Annotated in this window: 16 protein-coding genes; 9 read left to right on the forward strand and 7 right to left on the reverse strand. The window is 45.7% G+C overall.

Going from position 1 to position 24,511, the window contains the following annotated elements; genetic code table 11:
- Positions 1-285: 285 nt before the first annotated feature.
- Positions 286-3,627 (forward strand): preprotein translocase subunit SecA, encoded by a 3,342-nt coding sequence (secA, locus tag ESB13_RS20960; RefSeq protein ID WP_129005656.1) that lies wholly within the window; start codon positions 286-288, stop codon positions 3,625-3,627.
- 82 nt (positions 3,628-3,709) lie between these two features.
- Here the strand turns inward: secA and ESB13_RS20965 are convergent, their stop codons facing one another.
- Positions 3,710-5,146: a DUF294 nucleotidyltransferase-like domain-containing protein gene (locus ESB13_RS20965; protein WP_129005657.1), complete on the reverse strand. Its 1,437-nt coding sequence runs from the start codon at positions 5,144-5,146 to the stop codon at positions 3,710-3,712.
- Positions 5,143-5,844: a 3'-5' exonuclease gene (locus ESB13_RS20970; RefSeq protein ID WP_129005658.1), complete on the reverse strand. Its 702-nt coding sequence runs from the start codon at positions 5,842-5,844 to the stop codon at positions 5,143-5,145. Before ESB13_RS20970 ends, ESB13_RS20965 begins: the two co-directional genes overlap by 4 nt.
- 79 nt (positions 5,845-5,923) lie before the next feature.
- On the opposite strand from ESB13_RS20970, the gene ESB13_RS20975 reads away from it, so the two are divergent.
- From ESB13_RS20975 to ESB13_RS21010, 8 genes are all read left to right on the forward strand, one after another.
- Entirely contained in the window at positions 5,924-7,726 is a 1,803-nt protein-coding gene (locus ESB13_RS20975) for a mechanosensitive ion channel family protein (protein WP_164974299.1), read from the forward strand.
- A 185-nt stretch (positions 7,727-7,911) separates the two neighbouring features.
- The gene (locus ESB13_RS20980) at positions 7,912-10,674 is read left to right on the forward strand and encodes a TonB-dependent receptor (RefSeq protein ID WP_129005660.1); all 2,763 of its coding nucleotides are present in this window, start codon (positions 7,912-7,914) and stop codon (positions 10,672-10,674) included.
- A gap of 6 nt (positions 10,675-10,680) precedes the next feature.
- Complete coding sequence (locus tag ESB13_RS20985; protein WP_129005661.1) at positions 10,681-11,427, forward strand: GLPGLI family protein; 747 nt, start codon at positions 10,681-10,683, stop codon at positions 11,425-11,427.
- 23 nt (positions 11,428-11,450) lie between these two features.
- The gene (deoC, locus tag ESB13_RS20990) at positions 11,451-12,128 is read left to right on the forward strand and encodes a deoxyribose-phosphate aldolase (protein WP_246022642.1); all 678 of its coding nucleotides are present in this window, start codon (positions 11,451-11,453) and stop codon (positions 12,126-12,128) included.
- Positions 12,129-12,157: 29 nt separating this feature from the next.
- Positions 12,158-12,589, forward strand: a complete 432-nt coding sequence (locus tag ESB13_RS20995; protein WP_164974300.1) for an SPOR domain-containing protein — start codon at positions 12,158-12,160, stop codon at positions 12,587-12,589.
- 15 nt (positions 12,590-12,604) lie between these two features.
- Positions 12,605-13,792, forward strand: coding sequence for a M20 metallopeptidase family protein (locus ESB13_RS21000; RefSeq protein ID WP_129005663.1), 1,188 nt, complete (start codon positions 12,605-12,607; stop codon positions 13,790-13,792).
- 206 nt (positions 13,793-13,998) lie between these two features.
- Complete coding sequence (locus tag ESB13_RS21005) at positions 13,999-16,341, forward strand: NADP-dependent malic enzyme (RefSeq protein WP_129005664.1); 2,343 nt, start codon at positions 13,999-14,001, stop codon at positions 16,339-16,341.
- Between the two features lie 16 nt (positions 16,342-16,357).
- Positions 16,358-17,095, forward strand: a complete 738-nt coding sequence (locus ESB13_RS21010; RefSeq protein WP_129005665.1) for an MlaE family ABC transporter permease — start codon at positions 16,358-16,360, stop codon at positions 17,093-17,095.
- A 109-nt stretch (positions 17,096-17,204) separates the two neighbouring features.
- Here the strand turns inward: ESB13_RS21010 and ESB13_RS21015 are convergent, their stop codons facing one another.
- The 5 genes from ESB13_RS21015 to ESB13_RS21035 all read right to left on the reverse strand — a co-directional run bounded on the left by ESB13_RS21015 (position 17,205) and on the right by ESB13_RS21035 (position 23,855).
- On the reverse strand, positions 17,205-18,758 hold the full coding sequence (locus tag ESB13_RS21015; protein ID WP_129005666.1) for a RagB/SusD family nutrient uptake outer membrane protein: 1,554 nt from the start codon (positions 18,756-18,758) through the stop codon (positions 17,205-17,207).
- Positions 18,759-18,769: 11 nt separating this feature from the next.
- A complete protein-coding gene (locus tag ESB13_RS21020; protein ID WP_129005667.1) occupies positions 18,770-21,421 on the reverse strand; it encodes a SusC/RagA family TonB-linked outer membrane protein in 2,652 nt (883 codons plus the stop codon).
- Entirely contained in the window at positions 21,313-22,113 is an 801-nt protein-coding gene (locus tag ESB13_RS21025) for a carboxypeptidase-like regulatory domain-containing protein (protein WP_129005668.1), read from the reverse strand. The genes ESB13_RS21020 and ESB13_RS21025 overlap by 109 nt, the downstream gene beginning before the upstream one ends.
- A 31-nt stretch (positions 22,114-22,144) precedes the next feature.
- The gene (locus tag ESB13_RS21030) at positions 22,145-23,233 is read right to left on the reverse strand and encodes a FecR family protein (RefSeq protein ID WP_129005669.1); all 1,089 of its coding nucleotides are present in this window, start codon (positions 23,231-23,233) and stop codon (positions 22,145-22,147) included.
- Between the two features lie 67 nt (positions 23,234-23,300).
- The gene (locus ESB13_RS21035; protein WP_281275062.1) at positions 23,301-23,855 is read right to left on the reverse strand and encodes an RNA polymerase sigma factor; all 555 of its coding nucleotides are present in this window, start codon (positions 23,853-23,855) and stop codon (positions 23,301-23,303) included.
- Positions 23,856-24,511 lie beyond the last annotated feature (656 nt).

Raw genomic sequence — 24,511 nt, forward strand, 5'->3', positions numbered from 1 at the left:
GGGCTGCCGGAATCCAAGCCTTTAAATTGGACGCAAAAGTAGCAGAATTGAAGTAAATTTCTCTTCTTGACCGCGTTTATTTATTGCGGGAAAGAACACCCGTTAAATTTTTTGTTCCTTTAAAAAGCCAGACCTAAATGATTACCTTTGGTCCCCGCCGCCGTTTACAACCTGCCAATTTGGCTAAAACAGTGGGGTTGCATTGTTTTTGAGACACATGCATATCGAAAAAAAATCATCATGAAGCCGGAGTTAACGATCCCGGCATAAAACGACCATAATTCTATGCTAGGTTTTTTAAGCAAGTTACTGGGTGGTAATAAATCCGAAAAAGACATCAAGGTGATAGAGCCTGTGGTGGCACAGGTTAACCAATACTTTCAGCAGTATCAAAGCCTGTCAAATGATGAGCTTCGGGGTAAAACCGTGGAGTTCCGGCAGCGCATCCAGGAGCATGTTGCTTCAATAGATGCCGAAATTGCCGCAAAAAAACAGGAAGCTGACATATTGCCTGCCCAGGATGTTCAGGGTAAAGACGCCATTTATACAGAAGTAGATAAACTTAAAAAGGATAGGGATAAAAAACTCGAAGAAGCCCTGGAGCAGATCCTGCCCGAAGCCTTCGCTGTCATTAAAGAAACCGCCCGCCGTTTTAAAGAAAATACGGATGTCGTAGCTACTGCAACCCAGCTCGACCGCGATCTCAGCGTTAAAAAAGAATATGTTTCCATCAACGGCAACGAATCTGTCTTCAAAAATACCTGGAATGCCGCCGGAACTCAGGTGGTATGGAACATGGTTCATTATGATGTTCAGCTCATAGGTGGTGTCGTATTACACCAGGGTAAAATTGCCGAAATGGCTACCGGTGAAGGTAAAACACTGGTATCTACCTTACCAGCCTACCTCAACGCATTGGCCGGCGAAGGTATTCACATCGTAACCGTGAACGACTACCTTGCCCGTCGCGACAGTGAATGGAATGGCCCTATCTTCGAATGGCTGGGACTTACAGTTGATTGTATCGATAAACACCAGCCCAATACCGCTTCCCGCAGAAACGCCTACCTGGCGGATATCACTTACGGTACCAACAATGAATTCGGCTTCGACTATCTCCGCGATAACATGGTGCATACTCCCGAAGAAATGGTGCAGCGTAAACACCACTACGCCATGGTCGATGAGGTCGATAGCGTATTGATTGACGACGCCCGTACACCACTTATTATCTCCGGTCCTGTTGGGCATAGCGATAACACGCAGCAGTTCTTCGATCTTAAGCCAAGGATCGAGCGCGTGGTAGAAGTACAACGCCGTGCCGTTAACCAGTTCCTGAACGAAGCCAGGAAAAAACTGGCCGAAGGTGATGATGATCCCAAAAGCGGTGGCCTCGCATTGTTCCGCGCTTTCCGCGGTTTACCAAAGAACAGCGCTACCATTAAATATCTCAGCGAACCGGGTATCCGCGTGAAACTGCAGAAAGCAGAAAACTACTACCTGGCCGATCAGCAGCGTGAAATGCCTAAGGCGGATGCAGAATTGTATTTCTATATCGATGAGAAGAACAATTCAGTGGAACTTACCGACAAAGGTATCCAGCTGATCACAGGTGCAGGTGAAGATCCTAACTTCTTCATCATCCCGGATATCGCCGTAGCACTTGCCGAAACAGAAAACGGTAACTTCTCCGCTGAAGAAAAATTACAACGTAAAGAAACTTTACTGAACGAATACTCTGTTAAGGTAGATCGTATTCACACTGTACAGCAATTACTGAAAGCCTATACGCTTTTCGATAAGGATGTGGAGTATGTGGTACTCGACGGACAGGTGAAAATTGTAGATGAGCAAACAGGCCGTATCATGGAAGGCCGCCGTTACAGCGACGGTTTACACCAGGCTATTGAAGCAAAGGAAAATGTGAAGATCGAAGCTGCTACACAAACCTACGCTACCGTTACCCTGCAGAACTACTTCAGAATGTATCATAAGCTCGCTGGTATGACCGGTACCGCCGAAACAGAAGCAGCTGAGTTATGGGACATCTACAAACTCGACGTGGTAAGAGTACCAACCAACATTCCTGCCGTACGTATCGATGAGCAGGACCTGGTATTCAAAACCAAACGTGAGAAATATAAAGCGGTTATCGAAAAGATCATGGAGCTGCGCGATGCCGGCCGCCCTATCCTGGTAGGTACCACTTCCGTTGAAGTGAGTGAATTACTGAGCAGGATGTTAAGACAAAACCAGATCCCTCACAACGTATTGAACGCCAAGCAGCATGCCCGTGAAGCACAGGTTGTTGCCGAAGCAGGTTTACCGGGTAATATCACCATCGCCACCAACATGGCCGGTCGTGGTACCGATATCAAACTCGGACCCGGTGTAAAAGAAGCAGGTGGTCTGGCTATCCTGGGTACCGAACGCCACGAAAGCCGTCGCGTCGACAGGCAGTTACGTGGTCGTGCCGGTCGTCAGGGCGATCCGGGTTCTTCCCAGTTCTTTGTTTCCCTGGAAGATGATCTGATGCGTATGTTCGGCAGCGAACGTATCGCCAAGGTGATGGACTTTGCCGGTTATAAAGAAGGTGAAGTGATCCAGCACAGCATGATCACCAAGAGCATTGAACGTGCCCAGAAAAAAGTGGAAGAAAACAACTTCGGTATCCGTAAGCGTTTGCTGGAGTATGACGACGTAATGAACAAACAGCGTACTGTTATTTATACCAAGCGTAACCACGCGTTGTTTGGTGAAAGGCTGGCGCTGGACCTTGATAATGCTTTCTATGACGTGGCAGAGGGATTGGCAAACACGTTCAAGGAAAGCGGCGACTTCGATGGTCTGAAACTGGAACTGATCGTTAACTATGGCCTGGATACAACCCTTACTGCCGAAGACTTTGGCAGGTTGTCTGTTGCAGATCTGGCTAACCGTTTATATGATGAAGCTTCGGCAAACTATCAGCGTAAACGCAGTGATCTGGCAGAGCAGGCGCTGCCGGTGTTCCAGAATATCCGTCAGACACAGGGAAGCCATGTAGAGAATGTGGTAGTGCCTTTTACCGATGGAAGGCGCATGATCCAGACCCTGGCTCACCTGGATAAAACCTTACAGAACAATGGTCTCGAGCTGGCGAATTCACTGGAACGTACCGTTACCTTAGGCTTTATCGACGATGCCTGGAAAGAGCACCTGCGTGCGATGGACGATCTGAAACAGAGCGTTCAAACGGCACACTACGAACAAAAAGATCCGCTGGTTATTTATAAGCAGAACGCCTACATGCTGTTCCGCCAAATGGATAGCAGTGTTAACAAGGATATTGTAAACTTCCTGAGCCATGCCGGTATTCCGGTAGAGCAAAACCAGGATGGTGGCGTTCCTCCCCGGCAAATAAGGGAAGGACGTGAGCAGCGGACCGACATGAGCCGTATGCGTGCCAATAAGGAAGAGATAGATGCAGCAGGAAGTGATTATGCCGCTAATGAAAATGACTACTTCGATCCTTCAGAAGCCCCCAGACAGGAACCGGTTAAAGTAGGTCCTAAAATTGGCCGTAACGATCCTTGCCCTTGTGGTAGCGGTAAAAAATACAAACAATGTCATGGACGTGACCTTTAGTTAAATAAAGGTCTCATCAATATACGCTCCGGGTAAGTTTCGTTAAGAAGCTTACCCGGTTTTGTTTTGTTGACTATTACATTTATCCAAACAGGTTATTGGTAAAGTCGAACTTGATACGCGTCTGGAAGTTAGCGATGGTTTTAAAGATCTCTTTCAGCGTTAACTCGTCAATTTTTGTGAGGCTGTTCAGCAACACATAGTTGTCAGGCTCTTTTTTCTCCTTTAGTATTTGAGTGGCCTGTTTTTCAAGACGCATACCCATCAGGAAATAGTAGCCCTGCATGAGCTGAATAAAATCATCTTCCGTGAAAACGCCTTTGCTCTTTAATGCCTTGAGCCTGTCACCTGTATTCACTTCAAAGATGCGGTGTTTGAGCGCATACACCCTTACCAGGTCTACTATAGGTGTCATTGCCTTTTTTATATCGAACACCTCGTGTTTACCGCGTTTGAAAGTGCGGATATTCTTAAAGAAGGTAAGTGGCGGCTGATATTGTAATGCATTTTTAGCCATATGGAAAAACAACTTTTCCAATGGTTGCTGCAATTCTTTATCAAGAAACTCCCGTAGTTCATCCATGATAGTAGGATCGCCATAGATATAACGGCAGTCGAAGAAAGTTGAGAATTTGATCACCGTTTCAGGAACCGGCTCCATCATCCAGCTGTCGTAATTTCTTTTCCAATGTGAAAGTGAATGCGTCCAGTTGGGATTCTGTGCCATAAAACCTCCCGTGCAGTAGCTAAAGCCAATTGCATTGAGGCGGTCCGATACCATCTGGGCGAAGTTCAGGAAATACTCCCTTACCTCTTCGCGATGGTCATTGGCTTTGTCTTCGTAGATGATAGCATTATCCTGGTCTGTTTTCAGCGTTTGTTCTTTACGACCTTCGCTGCCCAGTACCATAAATACAAACTTGGCAGGTGGCTCTCCTACTATTGCTATTACATTCTGGATAACCTTTAACGCAATGGTATCGGAGATGGACGTAATGATCTGGTTAACGATAGCCGCAGATACATCGCTGTTCAGCAGTTGCGCTACCACGGCAGGCATTTGTTCCCATTTCCTTTTCAGTTCTTCTTCTGAATGGGTTTGCCGTACCGATTGTATAAACACCAGTGGCGACTCGGCCTGTTCGCCAAGCAATTTATTTCGGCTGATGGAGCCGGTATATTTGCCATCCTTTTCAATGAGCAGGTACCTTGTTTTGGTACGGAACATCATTAATATGGCTTCATAAACATGTGTATTGGAAGGAATGGATACAATGGGGTTGTCCATGATATCCTTGACAGGTATGCTTGTATCGCCCCTGGCGGCCACCACTTTGTCGCGCAGGGTGATATCAGTAACATAACCTATGATCTTCTTTTGGGCGTTGGTAACAAAAATACAGCTGATCTTGTGGCTTGCCATTGCTATGGCTGCTTCGTAAGCCGGTGTGTTTTCATCGCAGCTGGTTATTTCACGCTGCTCGATACCCTCTATGGTCTTTGTATATAATTCATTCATGCGAGATAAGCGATTAAGGCAGATACTCCTCCACCTATTAATATGGCAACCAATCCCCAGCCTGCGCGGGAAGCAGCGGCAGTGGCTTTTGCCAGTATCGCCTGCTGTTGTACAATTTTTTGTTCCGTGAAATCGCCGCGTTTAACGAGTTCAAAGAAACAAGCTGCAGTAGCATTTACATCCGCCAATGCATTATGTTGGTTTTCAAGCGCTTTATTAAAAAGAATCGTATAGAGCTCACCCAATCTCAGGTGTTTTACTTCCGGACTCCTGGAAAGATAAGTGGTGGCCTGCATAGTACAGAACTTGGGTAATACACTCAGAATATTGGCAATACCTGAACGGTAAAATTCGGCACTGGCAACATGAAAGTCCAGTTCCATAAAATGACCGATTACCATAGGATTGTATTTCGCCAGGTCGGCTGCCAGTTTGTTCATTACCGTAACACGGGGCAAACCGTTTTCCATTCTGAATGTATCGCTGATCCCATGTACCTGGAATGCAGATTCTGTTGTCGTGAAATCGTTATTATTGATAAAATGGTTTTCTTCCTTTATTTTTTGTCCGCTTTTCGAATAAATGATCCAGGCTACCTGAACTGCATGGGGCCAGTTGCCCTCTGTTGAATAAGGTTTGTCCCATTTCCGGGGCAGGCCAGACGCCTCTGTATCTATGAAAAGCAAATAATCGTTCACGGCAACATTTTACTCAACAAACCTACGTATTTTTCACCGTAACTGGTTAAATAGTAACGTAGATCTATACCTTATGCATATGAAAATATACCTGTTCCTGCCCATATTCCTGTTTTTCTGCTTCAGCGCCGAAGCACAACGTACCGATACCTCCCTGCAGGCCCGCAATGCAAAGCAGGATAGCCTGCTTATGTGGCAATCGCAGCAACTGCAGCAAATGGAAGCGCTGCGGGCAGCGGATTCCATCCGGCGGATGTCCCTCGAGCAGCAGCTCAACAGCCTGAAGGCTACCGATAATTACAAAAAGGACGAACTGGTAAAAGAGCTCACGGAGCTGCGCAAAAGAGACGCGCTGCAAAAAGAAACCCAGCGGCAAAAGATCGACTCACTGCGCCGGTTTGTGAAGGGAGTGCCAGTCATTTTCTTCCAGGATACCCTGCTTACCATTTATGACAGACATGGCAGCTTCTCGCCACGTGAAAGAGCGGTAGCACTGCTTGAGCGTCTGGAGAAATTAAGTCGTGATCATTTCTTTCATCCCGATTCGCTGAAGATCATTCCATCCGGGGCAACCGCCGACCTGGCCTATAATGAAATGATCCTGCTGGGTATCTCCGATAATGATGCGTTGTGGATGCAGATGCCGGCAACAGAACTTGCTGCTTTATATAAAGAACGGATCGCTACTGCACTTTTGAAATATAAGGAAGCTACCAGCTGGAAAACCATACTCAAAGAAACATTGCTTGCAGCATTGGTGATTGCCGTGTTGCTGCTCATCGTTAGTGTCACCGGCCGCGTGTTAAAACGGATAAAGCGCAGGATCATCGCAGAAAAAGGAAAGCGTATCAATGGCATCCGTATCCGCAATTATGCGCTTTTTGATGTGGAAAGAGAAGCTGCTTTTCTGGCCCTTGCAGCAAATGTAATACGATGGATCATCCTGTTGATCGTAGGTTATTTTGCGTTGCTGGTATTGTTTGGCATTTTTCCATGGACCGAACATTTTGCCGATAACCTGTTACGTTATTTCCTGACCCCCTTGAAACATATTGTCATCAGCATACGCGATTACCTGCCCAACCTGGTAACCATTGTGGTGATCTGCATTGTATTCAGACTGCTGCTGAAAGGTGTTCGTTTTCTCAAAACAGAAATAGAAAGCGGGGCATTACATATCAGCGGGTTTTATCCTGACTGGGCAAACCCTACTTACCAGATCATAAGAGTGCTTGTATTGGCGTTTATGACGATTGTAATTTTTCCTTATCTGCCGGGTTCCGACTCTGCTGTTTTTAAAGGTGTATCCGTTTTTGTGGGGGTCATTTTCACCTTTGGATCAGCAGGCGCCTTGGGAAATGTGGTATCAGGCGTTGTGCTTACTTATATGCGTTCGTTTAAAATCGGCGACAGAGTTCAGATAGGGGATATTACAGGCGATGTTATAGAAAAATCATTGCTGGTAACAAGATTGAGGACTATTAAAAACGAAATCATCTCCATCCCCAATTCAACAGTGATGAGCAGCCATACCATTAACTATAGCAGTGATGCGGTTGGTAAAGGGCTTATAATACATGCAACTGTTACCATAGGATATGATGTGCCGTGGCAGCAGGTGCATAAGTTACTGATAAGGGCGGCAGAGGAAACTCCGCTGATAGAGAAAACACCTCCGCCTTTTGTGTTGCAGACAGGACTTGATGATTTTTATATCCGGTACGAGATCAATGGTTATACAAAGCATCCTAATAACCAGGCACAGATCTATTCAGATCTCTATAAACGGGTACTCGATGTATTTAAAGAGGCAGATATAGAAGTGATGTCGCCACAATACTATGTCGTGCGAAACGGAAACGAAACTGATAACAGTAAATAATGTTATAGCATAACAATTCCATAGTTATGTAAAGAGAAAACTAATAGTTGTAAATAGTTGTGTAGCGTTTAATGTGACTGAGGGCTTTAACGGAAAATTGGGAAGTGAAGATTAGGATATATTCTAAAATATTTCCAAATTGTTTCATATAACCATTAACCTTTACACCCTCTCGAACCTTTAAAATGAATAAATTATCAGCAACGCTTGTGTGCCTGGTATTTGTGTGTGTGTCCTTTGGCCAGTCTGCGACAATGAAGGGCCAGCTTTTAGATAGCTTCAACCAACAAAGAATGCCCAATGCAGCCGTAGCATTGTTGCATGCAAAAGATTCGGTCATGTATGCTTTTGAGCGTACAGATGCCGGCGGTAATTTTAATTTTAAACAGGTGAATCCCGGTAAGTACGTATTACTGATTACTGCTCCCAACTATGCGGATTATGCCGATACGTTTATGCTGGCGGAAAATGCAAACCTGGATCTGAAAACAATACCGCTGTTGTTGAAAGCAAGATTGCTTGAAGATGTCGTAGTACGGCAAACAGTTGCTGCCATTAAGATCAAAGGCGATACTACAGAATTTAAAGCAGACAGTTTCCAGGTAAGAGCAAATGCAAGTGTGGAAGAGCTGCTGAAAAAACTGCCGGGTATTAAGGTGGACAAAGACGGAAAGATCTCGGTGTTTGGCGAAACAGTAGAACGTGTATTGGTCGATGGAGAAGAATTCTTTGGAAATGATCCAACACTTGTAACACAGAACCTGCGTGCCGATATGGTTGATAAGGTACAGGTATATGATAAAAAATCGGACCAGGCAACTTTTACAGGTATAGAAGATGGGGAACGATCGAAGACCATCAACCTTAAACTCAAAGAAGATAAAAAAAGAGGGTACTTCGGAAAGCTGAATATAGGCAGGGGCACCGATGGCTTTTACGATATGCAGGCTATGTTTAACCTGTTCCGTAATAAAGAACGTTTGTCTGTATTTGGCATTTCTTCCACCACCGGAACTATGGGACTTAACTGGCAGGATGAAGGTAAGTTCGGGCAGGCAGAGGAGCTCAACTATAATGAGGAAGAGGGCTATTTCACTGGTTCCGACAACTGGGATGGTTTATGGGCAGGTTATTATGATAACCGTGGGTTACCTGATACCAAAACCGCCGGAGTACACTACGATACCAAATGGGATGGCGACAAACAGAAGCTGAACGGCAATTATAAAATGCAGGATCTTACTATTGTAGGGCAAAGCACACAAAACACGCAGTATTTGCTGCCAGACAGTTCTTACTATAATAACTCTGTTCAGTCATTTAGTAACCAGGCGCTGAGGCATAATGTTAACGGTGCTTACGACTGGCAGGTAGATTCCAGTTCTTCTTTCAAAGTAACGGCCCTGGGAACATGGGAACATAAAGAAACAACGGAAGATAATAGCAGCAACTCACTGGCAATGGATAAGTCGCTGGTAAACCAAAACAACCGCAGAACTACCAATGAAGGAGATGCCCGCGTGTTTAACAGCGATATGATATGGCGTAAAAAGTATCGCAAAACAGGCCGGTCGCTTTCTGCAGCGTTCAGCCAGAAATACAGGAGTAACGAAGGCGAGGGATATCTCAGATCCAATACGTCGTTTTATAATATATCGGGAACACTGGATTCAACACAGTTCATCGATCAGTTGAAAGTCAACAGGTCGGAGCGACTAACACTGGATGGCAATGTGACCTATTCAGAACCGCTGTCGGCAACCAGTTTCCTTATTGCAAATTATGGGGTTGTAGTTGATAACAATGATGCATTACGGAGTTCTTACAATAAAATAAATGATAAATATGAGCTTCTGGATAGCACTTATAGTAGCAATTATCGCTTTAATATTTTTACTCATAAGGGGGGGCTTTCTTATAAATACGTAAAGAATAAAATTCGTGTAAGCATAGGGGGAAACATAGGTGTTACTTCCTTCCGGCAAAACGATCTTTATCGGAATAATATCCGTACCAGGGATTTCATCAACTGGTTCCCGAAGGCCAGTTTAAATTACACTATCGGCAAAACCGGCGCCTTTGTAGCGCGTTATGAAGGCAGAACCCAGCAGCCTAATATTAATGATATTCAGCCTTTGCAGGCGAATGATAATCCTTTGTTTATTACAATGGGCAATCCCGATCTAAAGCCTTCTTTTAATAATCGCATTGAACTCAATTACAGAAGTTACCAGGCTTTAAAACAACGATTCCTTTATACCGGTATGTACCTTTCAAGTACCAATAATGCCATCAGCTGGAAAAATACAATTGATGAAGCAGGTAAAACATTTAGGCAGGCCGTGAACCTTAACGGAAACTGGAATACCAGCTTCCGGGCAATGTACGGTTTCAAGCTTAAGAAACTGAACCTGGATCTGCGTCCTGGTTTTAACGTTTCTTATGGCCGCACCGTTAATTATGTGAATGGATTACTCGGTAAGAACAACAATACTGCCGGCAATATAGACCTGAGTATTGGCAGGAGCAGTGAAAAGGTTGAATTCTATGTTTATGGATCGCTGTCCTATACGCATAGCAAATCTTCACTTCAGTTACAGCAGCGTACCAACTACTGGACATCCTATATCGAGCCGGGAATATCATGGAAGCTGCCCTGGCGCCTGGTGCTGGCAACCGATATGAACATAAGTCTGAGGCAAAAGCTGACACCCGATGAGCCTGATAATAATGTAGTATTATGGAAGGCGTCGATAGAAAAAAAGTTCATGAAGAGTGAAGCGCTCAGCCTGAAAGTGTCGGTGAATGACATCCTTAACCAGAACAACGGTTTCAACAGAAGTGCTAACAATAACATGATATCACAATCTACCTATACCACTATCCGCCGTTATGGCCAGTTATCTGTCATCTGGAACTTTAATAAAATGGGAGGCGTCACTAAATAAACTATTATGAGATCTTTTATTTTTTTGATAATACTGGTTAGTCTGTCCGCGTTTCAAACGGGCAAGACACAAAACGCCATTTATCTTTCTGAAGGCAGCATTGAATTTGAAAAAAAGGTGCATACACATGCGCGTTTGGAAAAGGATGATATGTTTGACGAAGCGATAAAAAAGACGGTCCCTAAATTCAGAACAACCTATCATAATCTTTTCTTCCGTGGTCAAACTACCCTTTACAAGCCCGGGCGTGCTGTGCCGGTACAGGGGCCTGCCGGTTTTGGCGGCGCTGCGGCGGAAGACAATATTGTTTACAGCTTACTCGATAAACAATTGTATACCGGGCAGAAAGAGATCTTTGATCAGCGGTACCTGGTGGCCGACAGTACCAGGAAGATCAAGTGGAAGATCACCACTGAAACCCGTATGATCGCAGGCTTTGAATGCCGCAGGGCCAATGCTTTGTTTCTCGATTCCGTTTACATTGTAGCTTATTATACCGATGCGATACTTACCCGTGGCGGCCCTGAGTCTGTCAGTGGTTTGCCGGGCATGATATTGGGGCTGGCCATACCCAGTGAACATATCACCTGGTTTGCCACCAAAGTAACTGCTGAACCGGTAAGTGATAAACTGCTGGTGCCTCCTTCAAAAGGGAAGCAGGTAACTTACCGGCAGTTACTCGATGACCTGAAAACAGGTTTGAAAGATTGGGGCGATTGGGCAAAACGAGCTATTATGGCAGCGATGCTGTAGATTTGTGCCCTAATATCTAACAGATGATACAGGTTCATTCTTACATCGACCATACTATATTAAAACCCACCACTTTAGTTGCTGATATTGAAAAGGTTTGCGAAGAAGCAAAAACCTATTCCTTTGCTGCAGTATGTGTGCCGCCTCCTTTTGTAAAACTGGCGAAACAGTTACTCGAAGGAAGCAGCATTAAAGTGGCTACCGTAATAGGATTCCCTTTTGGCTATTCCGCTATTGAAGCCAAAATCGCTGAAATATTACTGGCTATTGTAGATGGCGCCGATGAACTGGATGTTGTTATCAACCTCATTGCACTGAAGAATAACGACTGGCAGTACCTGGCCAATGAAATCAACCACATCATGCCTGTGATAAGAGGCAAGAATAAAGTGGTGAAATTTATTGTGGAATCGGGTATCCTCACCAACGATGAGATCATCAAATGCTGTGATATTTATGGCGCGGCAGGTATCGATTTCATGAAAACCTCTACCGGTTATGCCGAAACCGGCGCTACTGTTGAAGCGGTAGCGTTAATGCGTAAACATTTACCCGAAGCGATACAAATAAAGGCCTCCGGCGGTATCCGCACCTACGAGTTTGCGGTACAGCTCATAGAAGCCGGCGCTACCCGCCTGGGATGCAGTGCCAGTGTGGCTATCAGCAAACAGGAAGCCGCATCCGGCGCTGCCGGCTACTAAGTAAATTTTACTTTGTAAATTGCAGTATCATGAAACACTTGAGTTTTTTGCTGGTTTTCGTTTTCAGTTTCCTGTCTCATTACGGGCAGGACAGCATTGTGGTGCATAAAGATGCCCGCCTGGATATCTTAAGCGCCAAACAGGCTGCTGTCAATAAACTTACTTCCAAACTCACGAATGGAGGGATGTACCGTGGTTATCGCTTACAGATCATGAATACCCGGAGCCGCGAACAGGCATTCCAGGCAAAGGCCGACGTGTTTTCGCGTTTTCCTGAATACAAAGCCTATCTTACTTTCCAGTCTCCCTACTTTAAGGTGAGGGTAGGCGATTTTATGGATAAATCCGATGCGGAAGCTGCGCGGAAAACGCTCTCCAGGTATTATCCCCAGGGAGTATATGTAGTAGAAGATGCAGTAGAATACACACCTCCTGCTGAAGATGCGGATTTGTCAGAATGATAAACAGATGAAGAAATGTTAGAACAGAAGATAAAAGCATTAGCCCAGGCATATGCCGGTGAATTTGTTGCCGTACGACAACATTTGCACGCGCATCCTGAGCTGAGCTACCAGGAATTTGAAACATCAGCGTTTGTAAAAGAAAAACTCAGTTCCTGGGGTATCCCTTTCGAAGTAAAAGCAACCACCGGCATCGTAGGTATTATCGAAGGGCGCAACCCGGCTTCCCGTATCATCGCTTTACGGGCCGATATGGATGCCCTGCCCATTGAAGAAGAGAACGATGTACCCTACCGCTCGCAGCACAAAGGCGTTATGCATGCCTGCGGGCACGATGTGCATACTACCTGCCTGCTGGGCGCCGCAAAAATATTATGCGGAACAAAGAACGAGTGGGAGGGAACCGTTAAGTTATTGTTCCAGCCGGGCGAAGAACGTAACCCCGGCGGCGCCAGTTATATGATCAGGGAAGGCGCGCTTGAAAACCCCCGTCCCCAGGGTATCATCGGACTGCATGTGCACCCCGGCCTGGAAGCGGGAAAACTGAGCTTCCGCAAAGGCAGGGTAATGGCAAGCGCCGATGAATTATATGTGACCATAAAAAGCAAGGGCGGGCATGCTGCCGCACCTCATTTAACTATAGATACCATACTGGTGGCGTCGCAGCTGATCGTTAACCTGCAACAGGTCATCAGCAGGAACAACAACCCTTTATCTCCATCGGTGTTGTCTATCTGCTCCTTCCAGGGCGGATTCACCACCAATGTCATCCCCAGCGAAGTAAAACTCATGGGTACCTTCCGGGCTATGGACGAGGTATGGCGCTTCCAGGCGCACGAACTCATCCGCAAACAGGTAGAAGGCCTGGCGCTGGCCACGGGAGCCGAAATAGACCTGCATATAGATGTAGGTTATCCTACGGTTGACAACGACCCTGTTTTAACTGGCGAAGCCTGGACAAAAGCAGAGGAATACCTTGGCGCGGCCAATGTTTCGGAAACCGAAATGCGTATGGGTGCGGAAGATTTTGGCTATTACACCCAGGTGATCCCCGGTTGTTTTTACCGTCTTGGTGTTCGCAACGAAGTGCGTGGTATTGTTCACAACGTGCATACCCCCCGTTTCGACGTCGATGAATCGGCTATTGAAACCGGTATGGGCATGATGGCCTGGCTGGGAGCCACCGTTCAGGGCGCTGTTTAATACCAGAAACGCCGTTTAGTATTTATTTAGCAGGAACCGGCCTTTTTTTGACCAACATGCCCTGTAGCACAGGCAAGTGGGTGGAAAATCGTACTAACAACTGATAATATTGTATTTTGCGGTCCTGATTGCCGGCAGAGCTTATAGTATCCCCGTTATGATACTATCCCCTCCAGGAATAGGGGAGCCGGCTAAAAAAACGAATAATGGACAAACAGAAAGAACTGCGGAGACAGCAGGCATTGGAGTACCATGCCAATGGCCGTCCCGGTAAGATCGAAGTCATCCCTACCAAAGAAGCGAAAACACAGCGCGATCTGGCACTCGCTTACAGTCCGGGAGTAGCAGAACCCTGTAAAGAAATTTTCAACAACAAAGAAGACGTTTACAAATACACCTCCAAGGGCAACCTGGTAGGCGTTATCAGTAACGGTACGGCCGTACTGGGCCTGGGCGATATAGGCCCTGAAGCCGGTAAGCCCGTGATGGAAGGAAAAGGTGTATTGTTCAAGATCTTCGCCGACATAGATGTATTCGACATCGAGATCAATGAAAAAGACCCGGTGAAATTTGTAGAGATCGTGAAATCGCTGGAACCCACTTTCGGCGGTATCAACCTCGAAGATATCAAGGCCCCGGAATGCTTTTACATCGAGAAAGCACTACGCGAGCAACTGAATATTCCTGTGATGCACGACGACCAGCATGGCACCGCTATCATCAGCGGCGCAGCGCTGTTGAATGCACTGGAAATACAGAAGAAAAAAATAGAAAAGGCAAAATTCGTGATCAACGGCGCCGGCGCGGCCGCCATGGCCTGCGTGCAGATCTATATATCGTTAGGCGCCCGTTACGAGAACTTTACCATGTTTGATAAAGACGGTGTTTTACATGCCGAACGCAACGACCTCGACGAGATCAAACAGAAGTTCGCCATCAAAAGACCGGATATCACACTCGACAAAGCCATGAAGGATGCCGATGTATTTGTAGGTTTAAGCGTAGGCAACGTGGTAACGCCCGAGATGATCAAAAGCATGGCTAAGAACCCGATCGTTTTTGCGATGGCCAACCCCGAGCCGGAGATCACCTACGAAGCCGCCACCGCCGCACGTAAGGATATCATCATGGCAACAGGCCGCAGCGATTATCCCAACATGGTGAACAACGTACTGGGTTTCCCCTTTATCTTCCGTGGTGCACTTGACGTAAGAGCCAAAGAAATCAATGAAGCCATGAAGCTGGCTGCCGTAAAAGCACTGGCCGACCTGGCAAAGACGCCGGTACCCGATATCGTGAACCTGGCCTATAACCAGAAATCGATGTCTTTCGGTCCGGAATATATTATACCCAAACCGCTCGATCCGCGTTTGCTGGCAACCGTATCGCCTGCCGTAGCGCAGGCAGCCATCAGCAGCGGCGTGGCGCAGAAAGTAATTGAAGACTGGGATGCCTACACTGTAGAGCTCAATAAACGCCTTGGTCTCGATAACCAGATCATGCGCATACTGGGCACCAAAGCAAGGCGCGATCCCAAACGTATTGTATTTGCGGAAGCAGATAACCAGAAGATCTTAAAAGCGGCAAGTATCGTCTACGACGAAGGTATCGGTTTCCCCATCCTGCTGGGTGAAGAAGCCAGGATCCGCGCTATCGCCGAAGAAAATAATCTAGATATCAGCGACCTGCCGATCATCGATACCAGGAGCGATGCCAGCGAAGCAAAACGCAATGAATACGGCGAAATATTCTTTAAAAAGCGCCAGCGCAAAGGCTTCAACATTTATGAGAGCAAGAAGATCATGAAAGACCGTAACCATTACGGTTGTATGATGGTGGAAATGGGAGATGCCGAAGCCATGATCTCGGGCCTGACAAGGAACTATGCCGAAGCCATCCGTCCTGCGCTCCAGATCATTGGTACCGATGAAGGTGTGAAAAAGATTGCCGGTATGTACCTGCTGCTCACCAAAAAAGGACCTTTATTCCTGGCCGATACCACGGTAAACTTCAATCCTACCGCCGAAGAACTGGCCGATATTGCGCTGCTGGTAGCCAAGGAAGTACGCACCTTCAATTTCACCCCCAGGATCGCGATGCTCAGCTACAGCAATTTTGGCAGCAATAACAGTCCCGAAGCACACCTGATGGCCGAAGCTACCCGTATCCTGCGCCAGCGTAATCCTTCGCTGGTAGTGGATGGCGAAATGCAGGCGTCCCTGGCCTTCGATAAAAAGGTGCTGAAAGACAACTATCCGTTCAGCGAACTGGTCGATGAAGATGTGAACACACTTATCTTCCCCAACCTGTCTGCCGGCAATATTGCCTATAATTTGTTGAAAGAAGTTGGGGGCGCCGACGCTATTGGCCCGATTTTGTTAGGGTTAAAAAAGCCGGTTCACGTCCTTCAATTGGGGAGTTCTGTGCGCAGTATTATCAATATGGCTAATATTGCCGTTGTAGATGCCCAGCTGAAATGTAAAGCCGATACCGGGGAGCAGATCCAGCGTTCGCCCTGGTGGAAAAGTTTAAAGAACAGGAAGAAATAACTTAATAGCGTAGTTCATGCACGTTTTAACACATATAGGCACGTATCTGAAGTTGATGAGGGGCATGTTTTCCCTTCCCGAAAACAAAAAAATGTACTGGCAGGAATTCATGCACCAGTGCAGCGAAATCGGTTTTGGCGCGTTACCTATTGTGTTGATCATCTCCTTTTTCCTGGGTGCGGTAACCACGGTTCAAACAGCTTACCAGCTGGTAAGTCCGCTGATCCCGAAAACTACCATTTCCATGATCGTACGCGATACCATCATGCTGGAATTATCTCCAACCGTAGTTTGTATTGTATTAGCCGGTGTAATAGGCAGTAAAATAGCCAGTGAGCTGGGTAATATGCGCGTGAGCGAACAAATAGACGCGCTGGAGATCATGGGTATCAATTCAAAGAGTTACCTGGTAGCCCCTAAAATAGTAGGCTCCCTGGTAGTGATCCCTGCGCTTATCGTGATCTCTATGTTCCTCGCCTTATGGGGTGGTCGTGTAGCAGGATCCCTTTCTGGTATCTTGTCCAATGATAGCTTCGATATAGGCCTCCGTCAGAACTTTAAACCCTTTAACGTATGGTTCGCCCTGATCAAAGCCTACACCTTCGGCTTCCTCATCAGTAGCGTATCAGCTTATTTTGGTTATTACGTAAAAGGTGGCGCACTCGAAATTGGTCGCGCAAGTACCACGGCAGTGATCGTAAGCTGTATCCTTATTCTTCTTGCAGATTACATACTGGCAGCATTGCTGCTGTAGCAGCTGGTTGATAAACCTGAATGACTTCAAAACAGAACCCTTGTTACAACTGCATGTTGCAGCCATAACAAGGGTTCTGTTTTTTTATATTGCCTGAAAGAAATAGATTCTAATAACCAGGATTGTTCGGGAGCAGTTTCTTGTTGATGTCTATGTCCGACTGCGGTACTGGCCACAACCATCCCTTGCTGGCATCAAATGCCCGCGTTTCTATTTTTATCTGCTTGAACGTCCAGGTCGAGGGGCTGGAAGGGTTCGACAATAAAGATTTATCATAGCCATAAACATCATGTACCAGGCTTACATCCTGCCACCGCAACATGTCGGCATAGCGGGTTCCTTCGTTATAGAATTCCACCCTCCTTTCATGACGCACGATCGCACGCAACTGGCTTTGATTAAGTCCTGTGCCTTCTACCGATTCAACAGAGGGCATATTTACCCTTGCTCTTACCTTATCGATGAGTGTATAGATCTCTTGTGCAGTGCTGCCTGATTCTATGAGCGCTTCAGCACGCATCAGGTAAATGTCGGCATAACGCATCAGGATGGTATTTAAAGAGTTGTTGTTCACATCTGCAATACCAATACTGGCATATTTCCGGGGCCTTGCACCGCAGGGTACCTGGTCGTCCCTGGGTATAAAAATGGCGGAGCCGAACTGCGAACCGGGTAATACTACCGAGGCTGCCAGGCGGGAATCACGGTTTTTATAAGGATCCTGGTCATTGTAACCCGAACTGCTGTTGGTGATCGGCAGGCCGTTGGTCATGTAATAAGAGTTGATAAGATCCGCTGTAACGTTTGCGGTTGGCCAGTTACTCAACGATAATGCGGCAGTAGGCCATGGTTGAGACTGTGTTGTTGGGATATATTGTATATCGAAGATCACTTCAATATTATTTTCATGTGACTCACTGAATAACCCGGCATAATCGGAATACAGATCGTATACGCCAAGGTCTATCACATCCTTGGCCGCCTGCGCAGCATCAGCCCATTTTTGATTATACAGCAGTATTCTTGCTTTGTAGGCAAGTGCGGCTCCCTTCGTAGCGCGTCCTACATCGGATCCGGAATAGGAGGCGGGTAGTACCGCCGCTGCATCTGTAAAATCAGATAACACCTGCGTTAGTACCGTAGCTTTCGCGGTTCGTGATACATAAGCATCTGACAAAGGCAGGACCTTTGTTATCAGGGGTACATCGCCAAAATAAGTGATAAGGTCCGCATAGGCATAACCCCTCAGGAACCTGGCTTCTGCCGACATAGCTGTTTTTACGCTTTCACTTACCGATGCAGCGCTGATATCCTGTAAAAATTCATTAGCCCTGGATATAATCGCAAAGTCCTGCGACCATTTGGCGCCCGGCGCCCAGCTCGATGAGTTGGTAAGCCATTCCCCAACTTCTTTCGAACCCTGCCATGAATCCTGGCAGTAGCCATTGTCCGACATATAATCGTACTGGTAGAAATGAGTGGGAGTAGCATTTGGCTGAATAGCGTTATAAATACCTATCAGCGCCATTTTACATTGCGTTTCGTTCTGGAAGAACGTGGAAGGAGATAATCTGTCTTCGGGCGTTTTATCCAGCAGGTCTTTCTTACAACCGGATAAATACAATACAGATGATACGATGAGAATTTTATGTAGATTTTTCATGATCTGCTCTTTTAAAAGTTAACATTTACACCCACCGTAGTTACGCGTACCTGTGGAAATGCCTGCGCTCTTACCTGGTCTACTGTTTGCTCAGGATCAAACCCTTTGAATTTGGTGATAGTAAAGGCATTTTGCATGTTACCATAGATCCTAAGCGACTTGATGCCTGCTTTTGATAATACCTTGGGGCTAATGGAATAACCTAGCTCAATATTCTTCATCCGCAGGTAGGAAGCATTATCCATATAGAAGGAAGAATGAATATTATTGCGTACACCATCTAATGACAAGCTGGGCAGTGTCTGAGACGGATTCTCCGGTGTCCATCTGTTAAGCCACCACGAGCCCATATTTGCAAAGCCGCTGAACGGCGTTGCAATTTCATAATAGGTATATCCCTGTATACCCTGAACGCCTTGTAAAAAACAGCCCAGGTCAAATCCTTTCCATTCAACGCTAAAATTGAAACCATAAGTAAGATCAGGAAACTGGCTGCCTATTATCCGCCTGTCATTGGTCATATCAACCATACCGTCTCCGCTGAAATCCTTGTACTTGATATCACCGGGCCGGGCAGTATAATTGGTTACCTGTACTACACCAGGCTTGATCGTATAATTACGGCTTGCATAAGGTATGGACGGGTCGCTGTTGTTCTGCCATGTAAAGTCCGAGATCTGGTAAATGCCATCCATTTGATAACCATAAAATGAATTGATGGCTGCGCCCACTTTAATGGCTTTCGGAGAAGTAAGCTGCTCGGCTACATTCATTTTAGTGATCCTGTTGATAATATGAGAAGCATTGAACCCTACTCTTAGTTTAATGCCATTGGCAAATTGTGTTCTGTAGTTGATACTTCCTTCTATACCCTTGTTCTGCACCTCTCCGGCGTTGGCATAAGGAGCCGATTGCGCCATAGTAAGCGGTATCTGCTGTACCAGCAGCAGGTTCTTGGTTTTCTTATTGAAATAATCGAACGTGATATCTATATTATTTTTTAGAGAGATGTCTGTACCAAGGTTGAATTGTTGTGCGGTTTCCCAGGTAAGATCCTTATTGGTCATAGAGGTAATGGCTACCCCGGAATAAAGTGTGCCGCCCAACGAATAGTTTTGACCTGAACTGAGGATATCACTGCCGTTGTAGTAATTGCTGATATTCTGGTTCCCTAAACGCCCCCAGGAACCACGCAGCTTAAACATATTGAGCCAGGATAGGTTTTGCATGAATCTTTCCTTTGACATAACCCAGCCGCCGGAAAAAGAAGGAAAGGTACCCCATTGATGCCCCTTGGCAAAACGGGAGGAACCATCTCTTCTGAGGTTGGCTTCCAGCAGGTACTTACCCGCAAAAGCATAATTGATGCGCCCAAAAAAAGAACGTAGTCCCAAATCATAGGCGCCGGAATTATTCGTTTGAGTAGCCGCATCGCCCAGGTTTAATACTCTTTGTGTATTGTTCACAAAGTTCGCCCTGTATCCGCTTTGCCAGTCGTAAGTAAACTCCTCTTCCGAATAACCCGCAAGCAGGGTAATGTCGTGCTTGCCAAACGATTTGTTATACTTCAATAAAGAAGTTAACATCGTTTGTACATCGGTTTCATTGGTAACGTTAAGGTTCGATGCCAATGGAAAGGAATTGCCATCCTGTTTATATAGGGTCAAATTGGCATGGAAAGCATTGACATTGGAGGAAATTACATTGTAGCCATATGTCACCTGGGCGCTTAATCCTGGCAGGATCTTGTATTCGCCTTCTATTTGGCCACTGAAATTGTAACGTTTGTTAATAGACGTACTGCCTTCCTGGATTTCACCATAAAAATTTCTTTCTCCGTTTACGGCTACCCATTGGCCTTGCGCATTTTTAAGTGGATGGATGGGGGCAAGGGTAGCGTACCATTCAGCATTCCACAAGTCGGTTGGCTCATTCTTTACGCCCAGGTTGCCCGCCAGTTTGGCTGAAATACGCAGCTTTTTATCTTTTAGGAAATAAGCATCGATATTGGAACGAAAGTCTGTCTTTTTATAATTGGTTCCTACCAGAACACCATCCTGGTTCAGATGACCAAGCATAAGCGCAAAATTAACATTGTCGCTGCCCCCTGAAAGGTTCAGCCGGTGGTTTTGCATATTGGCGTCGCCGTAATAAACTTTGAAATAGTCTATATCAGGAAACATGGGATCGTTATGCGCGGCATATTTCGCGATAGTAGCATCAGAATAAGTAGCGCTGTTTCCGGAATTGATCGCCGCTTCGTTATAAAGCGTAGTGTATTGTACCGAGTTAAGAACCTTTGGTAAACGGGTAGGAGATTGCTTGCCGAAGTACGAGGTGTAGTTGACACGTAAATTGCCCGAACTGCCTTTCTTCGTGGTAATAAGAATAACCCCGTTGGCAGCCCGGCTTCCATAAATAGAAGAAGACGCTGCATCTTTTAGTACGGATATCGATTGAATATCGTTGGGGTTTACATCCGATATTCTGCCGGGGAACCCATCAATTAATACAAGCGGGGAATTGTCTCCAAACGTGCCTACACCGCGGATGTCTATAACAGCGCCATCATCACCGGGTTTACCCGAACTCTGCAAGGCATACACACCGGAAACCGTTCCTTGTAACGCCTGGCCACTGTTGGTAAGGGGACGGCTTTCCATGTCACCCCTACAGCACCGGTTAAGTTGGCTTTCTTTTGCGTACCATAACCTACCACTACTACATCTGCCAGGCTACTCTTGAGCTCCGTTAATACTACAGTAAGCACATTGTCGCCCGTAACTTTTACCTCTTCCGTCTGGTAGCCTACAAAGCTGATTTCAAGCACATCTCCAGGCTTGGCGTTGATCCGGAAATTACCTTTTTCATCGCTGGTCGTTCCAATGCCCGTGCCCTTTACTATTACCGCAGCTTTGATAACAGGTTGCCCGCTTTTATCTACTATCTTACCGGTTACTACTGTTTGTGCCGCCAGGAACTGCGTTTCTTCTGCCAGCTTTTTTTGAGGTGGAATAACTGTTACAGTGTTTTTAGACCACTCAAATGTGGCGCCCGATTGTTTGCTTACCTCTGTCAGTAGTTGCTTTAGCTCAATTTTCTTCGCAGATATCTCTATCTGCTCGTTCACATTTAATTCCTTCGTGTCATAGGCAAACCTTACATTGGCTTGCGTTTCTATAGTCGTAAATAAAGTACTTAAAGTAAAGATGTTCTTTGAAAGCTTTATCACCGTTGTACTGATGTCCTGCATTGGAGCGCCGGGACCGGCTTGGGCGTTGTTGTGAAGGCAAAGTGTTGTTGCCAGGAAAAGTAAATATAATACCTTCCCTCTGAGCAAACAGAGTGTACTCATGACCGTATTGATTAAGCGTGATGAAAAAAGATTAGTGAATCGTTATTATATTTCCATTAATGGTATAGGAAAGTTGTTTCGACAAGCAAATACTTTTTATGATTTCTTCAGGAGATGTGTTGCTAAACGCTCCGTTGAAGCTGAATTCAGTTTTGGAACTTTGATTGATGAGCCTGATATTATAAATTTTATCAAATCTGTCGGCTATGTCAGCAAAGCTTGCATCGCTGAATACAACAGCCCCTTGCCTCCATCCCGTTTCTTCATCAACATCATATGTCTTTTTTTCAAGCAGGCGGCTGGATGTATTAAAGACTACCAACTCTGAAGGATGAAGTTCCAGCCCGGGAGCCGAGGATTCCAGGACTGTATCGCCGGAGGCTTTTGTTACTTTAATCTTGCCCGTAACTACCGCTACCTTCGCCAGCTTTTGACCAGGGTAACTTTGTACATTGAAAGAGGTGCCTAATACGGTGATATGCAGATTCCCGGAATTAACATGAAATGGAAGCCTTGCATTTTCTTTTATACGAAAGAACGCCTCACCCGATAATTTTACATCCCTGCTGGCGCCTGTGAACACAGCAGGGTAGGTTAACCTGCTGTCCGAATTCAGTTCTACTTCTGAACCGTCAGGCAGAAGTATTTTAGCACGCTCTCCCTTGGGGACATATTTTTCTATCATAACCTCCTTGTTGGAGGCAGTGCTAACAATATCCCAGCCTTTGCCGTGAAAAACAAACATATAGAACATGCCTGCTGCCACAGCAGCAAAGCCGGCAGCTATACGCCATACGCGGACCTTCTTACCTGTGTGCTGTACAATATTTTGATGGGAGACGCCTTCTGTAATTGGCACGAGGAATTCGTCGTCAAGGGAAAGTTGTTCCAGGGAATGTTCAAAACGCTGTTGTTCTTTCTGGAATTCCGCCTCGGAAAGCCGTATGGATAAGGCATCGATGTAGTTGTTGGCGGAAATGATGACATCAAGCTTCTCAGGATGCCGTTGTATCCATAATGTCCAGAATAAAATATCCTTCCCGTCTTCCTTATAATAATAACGCAGATAGGACTCATCTGTAACAAAATCTTCAACCCTATATGACAAGTAATCCTTCATTCTGTTCCCTGATTACATATAAGACGTTGGAAGCAGGATTTTTTACCGTAAAATTTTGGGAATTTTTTTAAAATGGGTGTTTTATGGAAAAATAACGCCTCAATCTTTCAATAGCTTCATAAACGCGGTTGTAGATGGTTCGCGCTTCACAGTTCGACAATGCAGCTATTTCGTCGTAGTTCCTGTTCTCAAAAAAACGCAGCCGGATCACTTCTTTCTGCTTGGGCGTTAACTGTGCAAATGCTTCTTTCAGGATCTTTCCCGTGGCTTCATGTTCCTGGAACGCTATCATTGCCTCCTCATAAGAACATTCTTGGCTTTCCGCTTCAGACGTATGCCTTTTGTTCTCCAGGCTTTCCTTCCTTAAGGCATCCATTATTTTCCTCCGGACGCAGGTATTGAGATAACCTCCTACAGACGATACCTGTGGTAGCTTTTCCCGGTTTACCCAAATGCTGAGAAACGTTTCATGAATGCAATCTTTTACAAGTTCGCGATAAGGATAAACTGCAAAATTGTTGGAAAACAAATATTGATAGAAATTATTATACAATTCCTTCATAGCATCTGCATCGCCTGCAAGCATGCAGTTCCAAAGTGTATGGATACTGGATTGACGCAATTCTTAATTATGGCAAGGCTTTATGAAATAATAAAATGAAATTAGGATTTATTTCGTTCACACCAAATTTTTTACCGGTAAACCAAAGGGGGCTGTTTGCTTCCTTGTACGCTGAAAGAACGCGCTATGGATGCTCCATTTGTTGCTGTTTCGGTGAGTAGCTGTAAAAGCTGCATATTCACCAGCGACTCACAATTGGCAGTAACACGATAAGTGCCTGTTTTATCCAGATGAGTGCGCCTACGATAAAGACAAACAGGTGCATTCATCGCACTCGCGGATACCAGTATGGTTTCGGCTGAACCACAATCCGGACCGAACTTGAAACCAAGACTGGCGGCATATCGGCAGATATATAAAGCCTGAGCCGGGAGGATCAAAATACAGTGGCGGGAGCAGTTGGTCCCTGTTTTCCAGGCTATCCGCTGCGCCGGTCCCAATTGAAAGAAAAACGGAGGCTTTTGCCTTTGCTTTTGGAAAAAGGCTATTTTTGAGCCAACTATAATACACCCTTTTCAACCTAAAAACGCTTTGTATGACCTATCTATTTCCACCTGGTAACACTTGCCCCGTTGAGTTCTCTGATATCGCTACCGGTTAACGTTCTTTCCGGCAGTTGTTTTATTTATTTACCAGTTGACCAATTTGTATCATAC

The organism is Filimonas effusa (genome assembly GCF_004118675.1).
GTDB classification, from domain to species: Bacteria; Bacteroidota; Bacteroidia; order Chitinophagales; family Chitinophagaceae; genus Filimonas; species Filimonas effusa.

Coding starts and splice junctions, on each gene's coding strand:
- secA (WP_129005656.1), top strand. CDS start 286: ATGCTAGGTTTTTTAAGCAAGTTACTGGGTGGTAATAAATCCGAAAAA.
- ESB13_RS20965 (WP_129005657.1), bottom strand. CDS start 5,146: ATGAATGAATTATATACAAAGACCATAGAGGGTATCGAGCAGCGTGAA.
- ESB13_RS20975 (WP_164974299.1), top strand. CDS start 5,924: ATGAAAATATACCTGTTCCTGCCCATATTCCTGTTTTTCTGCTTCAGC.
- ESB13_RS20980 (WP_129005660.1), top strand. CDS start 7,912: ATGAATAAATTATCAGCAACGCTTGTGTGCCTGGTATTTGTGTGTGTG.
- ESB13_RS20985 (WP_129005661.1), top strand. CDS start 10,681: ATGAGATCTTTTATTTTTTTGATAATACTGGTTAGTCTGTCCGCGTTT.
- deoC (WP_246022642.1), top strand. CDS start 11,451: ATGATACAGGTTCATTCTTACATCGACCATACTATATTAAAACCCACC.
- ESB13_RS20995 (WP_164974300.1), top strand. CDS start 12,158: ATGAAACACTTGAGTTTTTTGCTGGTTTTCGTTTTCAGTTTCCTGTCT.
- ESB13_RS21000 (WP_129005663.1), top strand. CDS start 12,605: ATGTTAGAACAGAAGATAAAAGCATTAGCCCAGGCATATGCCGGTGAA.
- ESB13_RS21005 (WP_129005664.1), top strand. CDS start 13,999: ATGGACAAACAGAAAGAACTGCGGAGACAGCAGGCATTGGAGTACCAT.
- ESB13_RS21010 (WP_129005665.1), top strand. CDS start 16,358: ATGCACGTTTTAACACATATAGGCACGTATCTGAAGTTGATGAGGGGC.
- ESB13_RS21015 (WP_129005666.1), bottom strand. CDS start 18,758: ATGAAAAATCTACATAAAATTCTCATCGTATCATCTGTATTGTATTTA.
- ESB13_RS21020 (WP_129005667.1), bottom strand. CDS start 21,421: ATGGAAAGCCGTCCCCTTACCAACAGTGGCCAGGCGTTACAAGGAACG.
- ESB13_RS21025 (WP_129005668.1), bottom strand. CDS start 22,113: ATGAGTACACTCTGTTTGCTCAGAGGGAAGGTATTATATTTACTTTTC.
- ESB13_RS21030 (WP_129005669.1), bottom strand. CDS start 23,233: ATGAAGGATTACTTGTCATATAGGGTTGAAGATTTTGTTACAGATGAG.